Source organism: Alkalihalobacillus alcalophilus ATCC 27647 = CGMCC 1.3604 (assembly GCF_000292245.2).
GTDB classification, from domain to species: domain Bacteria; phylum Bacillota; class Bacilli; order Bacillales; family Bacillaceae_D; genus Alkalihalobacillus; species Alkalihalobacillus alcalophilus.
The window spans coordinates 1-9754 of record NZ_ALPT02000118.1 but is presented as its reverse complement, the minus strand read 5'-3'; the positions used below and the strand labels follow the sequence as shown (position 1 = coordinate 9754).

14 protein-coding genes are annotated in these 9754 nt (G+C 32.9%); 10 read left to right on the top strand and 4 right to left on the bottom strand.

What is annotated here, in order from left to right:
* Window positions 1-66 precede the first annotated feature (66 nt).
* From BALCAV_RS23145 to BALCAV_RS19690, 4 genes are all read right to left on the bottom strand, one after another.
* Window positions 67-195, bottom strand: coding sequence for a hypothetical protein (locus BALCAV_RS23145; protein WP_268746831.1), 129 nt, complete (start codon window positions 193-195; stop codon window positions 67-69).
* A gap of 497 nt (window positions 196-692) precedes the next feature.
* Window positions 693-926 (bottom strand): hypothetical protein, encoded by a 234-nt coding sequence (locus tag BALCAV_RS19700; protein WP_003324121.1) that lies wholly within the window; start codon window positions 924-926, stop codon window positions 693-695.
* Window position 927: 1 nt separating this feature from the next.
* A complete protein-coding gene (locus BALCAV_RS19695) occupies window positions 928-1134 on the bottom strand; it encodes a helix-turn-helix domain-containing protein (RefSeq protein WP_003324122.1) in 207 nt (68 codons plus the stop codon).
* Window positions 1121-1297 carry a helix-turn-helix domain-containing protein gene (locus BALCAV_RS19690; RefSeq protein ID WP_003324123.1) on the bottom strand — a complete coding sequence of 59 codons (177 nt, stop codon included), beginning with the start codon at window positions 1295-1297 and terminating at the stop codon, window positions 1121-1123. The genes BALCAV_RS19695 and BALCAV_RS19690 overlap by 14 nt, the downstream gene beginning before the upstream one ends.
* A 584-nt stretch (window positions 1298-1881) precedes the next feature.
* Here BALCAV_RS19690 and BALCAV_RS19685 point away from each other — a divergent pair.
* From BALCAV_RS19685 to BALCAV_RS19640, 10 genes are all read left to right on the top strand, one after another.
* Window positions 1882-3114, top strand: coding sequence for an SEFIR domain-containing protein (locus BALCAV_RS19685; protein WP_003324124.1), 1233 nt, complete (start codon window positions 1882-1884; stop codon window positions 3112-3114).
* Between the two features lie 178 nt (window positions 3115-3292).
* Window positions 3293-3472 (top strand): hypothetical protein, encoded by a 180-nt coding sequence (locus BALCAV_RS21865; RefSeq protein ID WP_211096113.1) that lies wholly within the window; start codon window positions 3293-3295, stop codon window positions 3470-3472.
* A gap of 3 nt (window positions 3473-3475) precedes the next feature.
* Window positions 3476-4327, top strand: a complete 852-nt coding sequence (locus tag BALCAV_RS19675; RefSeq protein ID WP_003324126.1) for an LPO_1073/Vpar_1526 family protein — start codon at window positions 3476-3478, stop codon at window positions 4325-4327.
* Between the two features lie 475 nt (window positions 4328-4802).
* Window positions 4803-5081 carry a hypothetical protein gene (locus tag BALCAV_RS19670; RefSeq protein ID WP_003324127.1) on the top strand — a complete coding sequence of 93 codons (279 nt, stop codon included), beginning with the start codon at window positions 4803-4805 and terminating at the stop codon, window positions 5079-5081.
* Between the two features lie 364 nt (window positions 5082-5445).
* On the top strand, window positions 5446-5964 hold the full coding sequence (locus BALCAV_RS19665) for a hypothetical protein (protein ID WP_003324128.1): 519 nt from the start codon (window positions 5446-5448) through the stop codon (window positions 5962-5964).
* Between the two features lie 105 nt (window positions 5965-6069).
* Window positions 6070-6681: a hypothetical protein gene (locus tag BALCAV_RS19660; RefSeq protein ID WP_040324282.1), complete on the top strand. Its 612-nt coding sequence runs from the start codon at window positions 6070-6072 to the stop codon at window positions 6679-6681.
* A 138-nt stretch (window positions 6682-6819) separates the two neighbouring features.
* Window positions 6820-7407 carry a hypothetical protein gene (locus BALCAV_RS19655; RefSeq protein ID WP_040324281.1) on the top strand — a complete coding sequence of 196 codons (588 nt, stop codon included), beginning with the start codon at window positions 6820-6822 and terminating at the stop codon, window positions 7405-7407.
* A gap of 181 nt (window positions 7408-7588) precedes the next feature.
* Window positions 7589-8212 carry a hypothetical protein gene (locus BALCAV_RS19650; protein WP_040324280.1) on the top strand — a complete coding sequence of 208 codons (624 nt, stop codon included), beginning with the start codon at window positions 7589-7591 and terminating at the stop codon, window positions 8210-8212.
* Between the two features lie 208 nt (window positions 8213-8420).
* Window positions 8421-8948, top strand: a complete 528-nt coding sequence (locus tag BALCAV_RS19645) for a hypothetical protein (protein WP_040324279.1) — start codon at window positions 8421-8423, stop codon at window positions 8946-8948.
* 105 nt (window positions 8949-9053) lie between these two features.
* Window positions 9054-9689 (top strand): hypothetical protein, encoded by a 636-nt coding sequence (locus tag BALCAV_RS19640; RefSeq protein WP_040324278.1) that lies wholly within the window; start codon window positions 9054-9056, stop codon window positions 9687-9689.
* Window positions 9690-9754 lie beyond the last annotated feature (65 nt).

Below are 9754 nucleotides of genomic sequence, written 5' to 3'. Positions count from 1 at the left end.
GCTGGGGGAAATTTTTAAAAAGCATGAGCAAAAATGTACATTCTAAAATGATCAAAAGTGTACATTTTATAGTTGACATTTATAATCACTATCGTAGGAAGCATTTGGTATTTTGTCAATTACATATTCAATAAAGGCTAATAAAACCTCTTCGAGTTCTTCTGTTCCTGAAAATTCTCTTTCAACTTTTATCATGGTTCTCTCCCCTTTCACTGTAGCAATCGTTCTATGTAAGGAATAGTTGCGAAAACTTTTAAAAAGAAGAATTAATCTTTGATGGGGTCTGAAAGAAATTAAAAAGAGTATATTAAGAAGGGGGGGAATAGATGGAATAATCTAGTAATCAATCATTTAGGCAAAGGAAACACTCCACCCCCCTAAAAGGGGAGCGGAGAAACTTCTGATTTGAGGTTCCCTTCATGACATTCAACGTGCCCAGGTGCAGCTTTACCACGTATGTACTTATAAAATACAATTCTGTCATGCCACCTAGCCAATAGGCTACTGCGACGGTATAATTCTGGGTTTTCTATGTGATTAACATAGGAATTGTCTCACCCTCTAACGGCACTTACAACCACCTAGTGAGGGTGGTGACAGTTTTTAATACGCGTTCTCCTGCAAACCACGTTTAAAGCTGATATAAAGTTTATACCCCACCTAGTGGGGTACGCTATTAGAGTTCATTTTTTTTAGAGGTATAGTTTTTTAAATTCTTCAGCAGTTACCCCTTTATCTTTAAGGTAATCCTCTAAAGACTTTATTGAAATAGCGAAGTTATACTTGCTATTTCGTCTTTCCTCATACTCTAAAGGAGAAGTTTTCAATAGTTTACGTTGTACTAATGATTTTACTGCTCCCTCACTAAAGCAAAGGTTTAAATCGTTAAGAATATGAGCAGTTTTCTCTACAGTTATTTTATTCATATTATTTTCCTCCCTTAGACGATTGATAGAATGCCTGTAAAACAAACCTTTCGAGTTCAGTTTCAGCTACCTTCAAAGTTGTGCCTGCTAGTTTTAAAGCCTTTAATTTACCTTCCTTTATCCATTTACGGATAGTTTGCTCTTCAACGTCTAATAATTCTGCTACAGTTTCAACTGAGTATAGCTTCCCAAGTTCATTTAGTATCACTGTTACCACCCCCTTTGATATATTTCTCTAAGTCTTCTTTTAGCACTCTCACGGAACCGCTAACTTTTACAGAGGGGATTGCCCCTTGTTTTGTAAGTACATAAACACGATTTTCAGATAGCTTCAAAATTTTGGCTACCTCAGGAATTTTTAATAGTTCCATAAATTCAACCTCCTATCGTTCTCTATCACATTATAGAAATAAGGAACACAAAAATAACAAAGGATGGTAGAGGGTAAATACAAAAGGTTATTCTTAATAAAAATACACAAAAACTATAAAATTACTTATAGCTTTTGTGTACGTCAAAATAAAAAAAAATTTAGACGGTCGGAGAGGATGAACCTATCAATTTTCCGTGAAATATGAAGGTACCTGTCTATTTCTTTGTTAAGGTATTCACTGAACACATTGCAATTTTTTTTTGATACATCACACGTTAAGAAGGGGTGTACAATTCTAAGTTGACGTACAAGACTATTTGATGAAATTTCTTACAGGTAAAATAAGGGATACTCGTTCTAAAAGGGAGATAGTTCTTTTACTAGGCACTGGGTGGGGTTAATCTAGTTATGAGGTTTGAACCGCTACTAGATAATTCTAGTCTAGTCAGTATGTAAAGTTTTAAGAATATGAAACCTAAATGAAAACTATCTGCTTCGTTTTTACCTTTTGTTACCAATGCATAAATTTTTATGCGAATATTATGTTAAAATTTAGATAAAAAGTTAAAAGGGGTAAGGTAATTGGGATACGAAGAAATAGTACCTAAAGTTTTTATATCGTATAGTTGGTCATCAGAAACTCATAAACAGTGGGTTCTTGAATTAGCAGAAAAATTAGTGGCAAAGTCTGGTGTTGACGTTATTCTTGATAGATGGCATGGAGTTGTGGGTCATGACCGTTTTCAATTTATGGAGGAAAGCATTAAAGTTGCGGATAAAGTTCTAGTAATTTGTGATAAAACTTATTGTGAAAAAGCAAATGGTAGACATGGTGGAGTGGGGACTGAAACTTTAATTATTACACCTGATGTATATAAAGATACAAAACAAGAAAAATTCATTCCTATCTCCTTAGAAGAAGAGAATGGTGAGTATCTATTACCTGATTTCTTTAAAAGCAGGTTTGCTCTAAGCATGAAGCTAGGGGATTTAGATAAATCATATAAGGAATTAGAGAGACTTATTTGGGAAGAACCTCTATTAACCCCTCCCCCTAGAGGGAAGAAACCTGACTTTAAAGAAGAAAAAAAAGAAGATGACACTTTAGTGCCTGAGGAACCAATATTTAACGACTCTGATGAAGAAAGAGTAATCTGGTTACTCCCTAGAGGCTTCTTATTATATACGGATATTACATTCGAAAGTCATGACTCATGGGCTGTAGTCGTATCATATTATGATTATGAAGGCGAATGGAGACATAGTACACACTACCACGAGTCATATTCAAGGAGTTGGGATAGAAACCTAGAAATACAATACAAAAAACTATCAATACCTGAAGCGGATTGGAATTGGGCAAGAGCACCATTAAACTTTTTAATGGAACTAAGAGAGGTAACTGAGAAAGTGGATATACAAAAACGTGTTGAAAATGAGCAGAAGTATGATTACCCTGTTTATTACTTTAACCGAAGTGAACCCATATACCTACCTAAAGTTCCTCCTATATACAAGTTTTTTCATGATACAGGGAATTTAAGAGAAATTCTCGAAGATTTAAAAGATGAAAAATTAAGATTAACAGAGGAAGAACTTTTTAAAAAAGCTATAACTTTACGGCAAAGTGCATTTTTAGAGAGTCTTGCATTTTTAGGAGAAGACCATCCATCATTGTCTTTTATTAAAGAAGTTATTGATGAGTTTGATAAATCTTATACTTCAGATGAGGTTTTAGCTTGGCTAAGTAAACTTGGGAGTGTCTTGAGAAATACACTTAATCATGAATGGGATGTCTGGAATAAAAAAATTTAAAAAAGTAGTCGATGATGAGAAAAGATTGAGATATCAAAAATTTTATAAAGAATTGAATGATATAACTAATGAAACAATTGAAGAAATAAAATATTTTGTTCGTGAGTAGAGACTTTTTGTATACTTATACAATTAGAAAATAAGCGTTTACTTTTTACACATGGAATGGGAGGTAACAATGATGGAATGGTATACATGGGTGTTTAGTGGAATTGGGGTTTTCGCTTTAACTATTTTGACTAGTAAGCAGATGTCTAAGTCAAAAAAAGTAAAGCAAAAACAAAAAGGTGGGAAAAATTCTAATAACTATCAGTCAGCTGGAAGTATGACGATAAACTCACCTAAAAAGGAGGAATGAATTATGAAGCAAAGTGGTGGTAAGGATAGTACTAACTATCAAGCCCAAGTAATTAATGTTGGTGTTACTGCAGACGAGGCGAGGAATATTGCACTAGATTTGTTTAAGGCGAATTTTTTAGAACTTTCTCAACAGGCTGCGGAAATTGCAACCTATAGAGCAGAAAAATTAGTAAATGATACTTTAGAAAAGCTAAAGCAGGAAAATCCTTCTGGTATTGAAAAGATGAAAAATCCTGATATGCAATATGCGATGTACACTGCTCAAAAAGAATTTGCAAGAACAGGTGATGAAAATTTAGAAGAGATATTAATTGAATTGCTTGTGGAAAGAACAAAAGAAGATGATAGGACATTAAAACAAATTGTATTGGATGAGTCATTATCAGTCATTACGAAGCTAAACCAGAAGCAAATTGATATACTCTCTTTAGTTTTTGTTATCAGAAGGACAGTCAATAATAATTACATAAATTTTGATAAAGAAATTGGTGATTTATTAGACTACTATGAAAGAACTTATAGTAAATTTATTAACGAATTACCAACTGTAGAAGAAGATACGCTTTTAGAACATCTTGTTTATGCTGGGTGTGGAAGGTTATCTATTGGTGAAGCTAAATATGAGACTATTTTTAAGCAAAATTACCAAAAAATATTTAATTTTAATAATGAAGCTGAAATAGTTCATCTAGTTAACGATTTCCCTTTATCTTCTCAGATAATGAAATCATGGAATGAAACATCTTTAAAAAATATGAATTTAACTTCAGTTGGAATTGCAATTGGACATACTAATTTAGTTAGAAAAGCTGGTTCTTCGTTTGGTGATTTAGGTATTTGGATTTCAGGATAAAATTAGTTTGGCTTTGATTAATTTGAAGCAAAACTATATGGTTTTTTCTTTCATTATTCTGTTTATTTTTAAGAACTAATGTCACTCCTGTATGTACTGTTAACTCCACGCATGTGGAGTGTTGTTCACTGTTAATTAGGAAGGTGTCTAATTAAAATAAACATTTCCCAGTTAAAATAAACATTTCCGATTCAGACCCGCTTTTCGTGAAAATAAACATTTCCGAAACCGGGTCTTTTTCTGGCCTGATTCTTCTCAAAATTCAACTATGTCAATGGTTTGATGACATTTACTTCTCGGTGTTTTTTTTTCTCTATTCTTGGAAGACTTTATTTTGATGGTACAATAGTGTAACCCCAAAATAAACTCCTGCTAGTTAAAATAAATATGTGCTATTCAGACCCTAATTTCGTGAAAATGACTTTTGTGAATGTGTGTGTTTTTTCTGTCTAAATGAAAGAAAGGGTTTGTTGAGATGAGGGCTGATGGAGAGATTAGCAAGGTCGAATTTTCCGAATATATCAGGGAAGGCGAAGAAAGAAAAAATGAGTTGGAGAAGAAGTTATTGATTCTGAAACAGATTGGAAATCCTTCAAAGCTATTAGATAAAGATATTGAGTCTATGGTCATGGGATATCTTTATAGTGATGAAGTGTTAGTGGAATTAATACATAGGTTTATTTCTGAGGTTCGAGTTACTGATTGTGGGGATGTGGAAGTTAGTTATCACTTCAGGGAACTAGAGGCAGGTTAACAAAAAAGGATTACTTTAATTTTTTCTGACTTAAAAAGTAATCTATTTTACGGTACTATATTACTAGTCTGTTGTAGAGGGAACATTTAACAGAAGATATCTTTAGTTTAGTTCCCTACAAAAGTTACTGAGAATTGAAGATTTATTATTAAAGTAAGTAGATGAAATGAATCAAATAAACTATACAAGAATATTATAACATGTCATATTTTCATCATTCATATTCGGGTATTTTAAACGGTGGGGTGTATGAAGAAAGTGACTTACTTACTATATCATTTATTTTGATTTTCCGATTAAGTAATTGTTTTTTGACTTCTTAATCTGATGATATTATGTAAAAAAATAGTTGGAGGCAATATTTATGAAAAACATTAAACTTTTATTCGCGGTAGGATTCTTAGCAGCATTACTAATGGCATGTTCAAGTAACGATGAGGTTACTCAACCAGAAGAAACGGAACCGGAAAAAGAAGAAATTGTTGAAAAAGTAGAAGAGACACAAGAAGACGAAGTAGCTGAAGGTAGTTCTGAATCAGCAGAAGATGAAGCAATTATGGACGAATTAACTAGGAAATATTATGAAAATGAACATTTTGTTAATCTATTTGAAACAATCAACGAAAGTGCATTTTCTGATATTGAAGTCGATTATGAATTTTCGGATGGATTTGGAACGGTAGAAGAAGTTGAAAAAGACGGAAATCAAGTATTATTGCATTCATTTACTATTGAACGTCTTGAAGGGGACGGTGCCCTTTTAGTCATTAGTAGTATAGAAAGGTTCTTTGAAGAAAAAGAAAATGGAACGGTTTTTCAACTGTTAGAATCTAATTCTAATATGGATGTTTTTGATAATGAAACAAAAGAAAAAATTAATTAATTGATTTTAAGCGGAGCGAATTGCTCTGCTTTATTAACGGTAACAACAAATAAAGAATATCTTAAACTTTCTAAAGGATAGATTTAAATAAAGAAAGAGGTAACTATGCTGAAAAAAATTACAACATTATTCGTATTAGGAATTGTGGCATTAACAATGGTAGCTTGCTCGAATGATGAAGTTACAGAGGAAAACCAAAATGAAGAAACGAACAATCAATCATTGGAAGAAGTTATTAATGAACCTGTTGTGGAGTTAGAAGGAAGTGAATTCCACCTATCAGGAAGTGTTGACGTAGATGGAAGTAATCCATTAGTTAAAGCAATCTCCGTCCCAGAAGGAAGCGATATTTTTGAAGTAACAGATGGAGCCATTGTTGTTGAAGTAACAGATGGAGCATTTAATAGCTTAGAAATTTCAATTGAAAAAATAAGTTGGGACTTTAGTTTTGAAGGCTTAGTTGAATCGGAAAAAAGATTGTTGAATAATACCAATGGGGAAGGGGCTACAGAAGTAATTGATATAGAGTTACCACTAGAATTATCAGAATTTGACGTTTACTTCTACGGTGAAATTAATCAGTTTCATTATCATCGGATTTTGAAAAATGATGACGATGGTATTCTCATTGCCACAATCAAAGTGCCACACTCCATTGACCTTGAAGAAGGTAGACGAGTAGCCCACGCAATTATTAATAGTGCACAATATGAGTAGAAAAAAGCACCGTTTTTCGGTCCTTTTTTTACGATAACCTTTCGTGGTTAACCGAGCTTCATAATCGTTTTAAATCGTTAAGTATGTTTAAAGTGTACCCTTTGTAAAGGGTAGATTTAAATAAAGAAAGAGGTAACTATGCTGAAAAAAATGACAACATTATTCGTACTAGGAATTGCAGCATTAACAATGGTAGCTTGCTCAAATGATGAGGTTTCTGAGGATAAGCCGAATGAAGAAAAGAACAATTCATCATTGGAAGAAATTATTGAAGAACCTGTTGTTGAAATGAAGGAAGATGAAATGAATATGTCTGCCGGTGTAACGGAAGAAACTAGAAATGCTTTTATTAAGTCTATTATTGTTCCAGAATCAAGTTATGTTGTTGAAACGAATAACGGGAATGTCCAAGTAGAAATTGAAAAAGGCAAGTATAAAGGAATGGAAATTAGTTTCTTGAACATTCAAAGTTCCTATCAATTAAACGAAACAGCTGAAATTATGAGGATGGAAAATGCAGTTCCAGGAAAAGAAATAATGGTAGAAACAATTGATATCAATAAATACGATTTAGAATTTGGATTTTACTATTATACTGAGTTAGAAGATTATGCATATCATAGATTAGGGACTCTCATAATTCAGGTAAACATTCCCCACAACATTGACCTTGAAGAAGGTAGACAAGTAGCCCACGCAATTATTAATAGTGCACAATACGAGTAATAAAAAGCACCGTTTTTCGGTTCTTTTTTGACGATAACCTTTCGTGGTTAACCGAGCTTCATAATCGTTTGAAATCGTTAAGTACGTTATTGGCAGGCGATTTTGTTTTTCATATAAAAATGAAAAAGAAAAATATCTTAACCTTTCTAAAGGGTAGATTGAAATAAAGAAAGAGGTAACTATGCTGAAAAAAATGACAACATTATTCGTACTAGGAATTGCAGCATTAACAATGGCCGCTTGCTCGAATGATGAGGTTGCAGAAGAACAACCAAAAGACGAAGATAATAAAAATCATAACCTTGAGGAAATAATCGATGACCCTGTTGTTGAATTGTCAGAAAGTGACTTTCTCATTTCAGCAGGTGTTGAGGCAAATAACAGAAATGCAATGATTAAATCAATTTCTGTTCCAACAGGGACGGACGTGATTGAACTAAAAGATGGGGGAGTTATAGCAAACATTAATGAAGGAAATTTGAAGAACCTTAGAGTTTCGTTTTCAAACGAAAGCACGGATATAAGTTTTGAAACAGCAATGATGTCAGATAAACGAGCATTAGAGAATGCCGAGATTGGGAAAGTAGCTGAGGTTATAGACATCGAATTAGATAACTATCCTGAATTAGAAGGATTTCAAGCGTACTTTTTTAGTGGAAATTCAGAGGCGTACCACCATCGACTATTCATGGACGGTGAAGGAGACAAGAGACTAAGAGTAACGATAGATATTCCAAAAAATATCGAACTAGAAAAAGGTAGACAAGTAGCCCATGCAATTATAAATAGTGCACAATATGAGTAGTAAAAAGCACCGGTCTTTGGTACTTTTTTATTGCGATAATCTAAATTAATCATTCATTTTATGAAAAAACAATTGTTATCCGGAAAGCTTTTTAGTAAGAAAGCTCTCTTCCTTTTTATGATAACCTTTCATGGGTAACCGAGTTTCATAATCGTTTGAACCCCTTAAGTATCTAATATTATGAAAAAAATATGTGGAGGAAATATTTATGAAAAACATTAAACTATTATTCGCAGTAGGATTCTTAGTAGCATTACTAATGGCATGTTCAAGTAACGATGAGGTTACTCAACCGGAAGAAACGGAACCAGAAAAGGAAGAAATTTATGATGAAGTGGAAGATGTTCAAGGAGAGGAAGAAGTAGAAGATTCCCAAGAAGGTGCAGATTCAACAGATGGTGAAGTGGTTGTGGATGATTTTACAAAACAATATTTTGAAAACGAGAGATTTGTAGAGCTATTCGAATCTTTAAATGCAAGTGCTTTTTCTGATTTTGAAGGTGATTATGAAGTAGTAGGTAAATATGGTGTTATTGAGAAAGTAGAAAAAGATGGTCAAGAAGCATTACTTCATTCTTTCACTGTGGAAAGTTATGAAGGTGAGGGGACCCTTTTTCTTGAAGTGAGTATCGAAAGATTTTTTGAAGAAATTGAAGATGGAACAGATTTTAGGGTTATCGAAGTTACAACTAATATGGATGTTTATGATGCTGAAACAAAAGAAAAATTAAATTAATTGATAAGCGGAGCGAATTGCTCTGCTTTATTAATGGTAACAACAAATAAAAAATATCTTAAACTTTCTAAAGGATAGATTTAAATAAAGAAAGAGGTAACTATGATGAAAAAAATTACAGCATTATTCGTACTAGGAATTGCAGCATTAACAATGGTAGCTTGCTCGAATGATGAGGTTACAGAAGAACAACCGAAAGACGAAGATAATAAAAATCACACCCTTGAGGAAATAATCGATGACCCCGTTGTTGAATTGTCAGAAAGTGAGTTTTTATTATCGGGAAGCGTTGATTCAAACAATAGAAATTCAATAGTACAATCAATTTCTGTACCACAAGGGACAGATGTCATTGAAATCGAGAATGGTGGAGTTGTAGTAACAGTACATGAAGGCTCTTTCAGTAATCTTAAAGTTGCATTTCAAGATGTAAGTAGCGATATAAGTTTCGAAACAGCAATTATGTCAGATAAACGTGCTTTAGAGAACGCTGAACTAGAAAACAATATTGAGGTTATTGAGATTGACTTGAAAGGTTATCCGATTTTAGGAGATTTCCAAGTTTATTTTTACGGTGATAAATCAGATGTTTATTATCACAGATTATTCACAGAAGATGAAGAAGGTAAGAGATTAAGAGTTAGCATAGAAATTCCCAAAAATATCAACTTAGAAGAAGGAAAACGGCTCACGCAATTATCAATAGTGTGCAATATAAATAGTGAAACATTTAATTTTTAAAAATTAAATATTAAAATTAAAGATAGTAAGGATTGATTATCCCTGCTATCTTTTTTAATTTAGTT

Bases quoted from the DNA above. Each gene is read 5' to 3' on its own strand.
- BALCAV_RS23145 (WP_268746831.1), bottom strand. From the start codon at position 195: ATGATAAAAGTTGAAAGAGAATTTTCAGGAACAGAAGAACTCGAAGAG.
- BALCAV_RS19700 (WP_003324121.1), bottom strand. From the start codon at position 926: ATGAATAAAATAACTGTAGAGAAAACTGCTCATATTCTTAACGATTTA.
- BALCAV_RS19690 (WP_003324123.1), bottom strand. From the start codon at position 1,297: ATGGAACTATTAAAAATTCCTGAGGTAGCCAAAATTTTGAAGCTATCT.
- BALCAV_RS21865 (WP_211096113.1), top strand. From the start codon at position 3,293: ATGATGGAATGGTATACATGGGTGTTTAGTGGAATTGGGGTTTTCGCT.
- BALCAV_RS19675 (WP_003324126.1), top strand. From the start codon at position 3,476: ATGAAGCAAAGTGGTGGTAAGGATAGTACTAACTATCAAGCCCAAGTA.
- BALCAV_RS19670 (WP_003324127.1), top strand. From the start codon at position 4,803: ATGAGGGCTGATGGAGAGATTAGCAAGGTCGAATTTTCCGAATATATC.
- BALCAV_RS19665 (WP_003324128.1), top strand. From the start codon at position 5,446: ATGAAAAACATTAAACTTTTATTCGCGGTAGGATTCTTAGCAGCATTA.
- BALCAV_RS19660 (WP_040324282.1), top strand. From the start codon at position 6,070: ATGCTGAAAAAAATTACAACATTATTCGTATTAGGAATTGTGGCATTA.
- BALCAV_RS19655 (WP_040324281.1), top strand. From the start codon at position 6,820: ATGCTGAAAAAAATGACAACATTATTCGTACTAGGAATTGCAGCATTA.
- BALCAV_RS19650 (WP_040324280.1), top strand. From the start codon at position 7,589: ATGCTGAAAAAAATGACAACATTATTCGTACTAGGAATTGCAGCATTA.
- BALCAV_RS19645 (WP_040324279.1), top strand. From the start codon at position 8,421: ATGAAAAACATTAAACTATTATTCGCAGTAGGATTCTTAGTAGCATTA.
- BALCAV_RS19640 (WP_040324278.1), top strand. From the start codon at position 9,054: ATGAAAAAAATTACAGCATTATTCGTACTAGGAATTGCAGCATTAACA.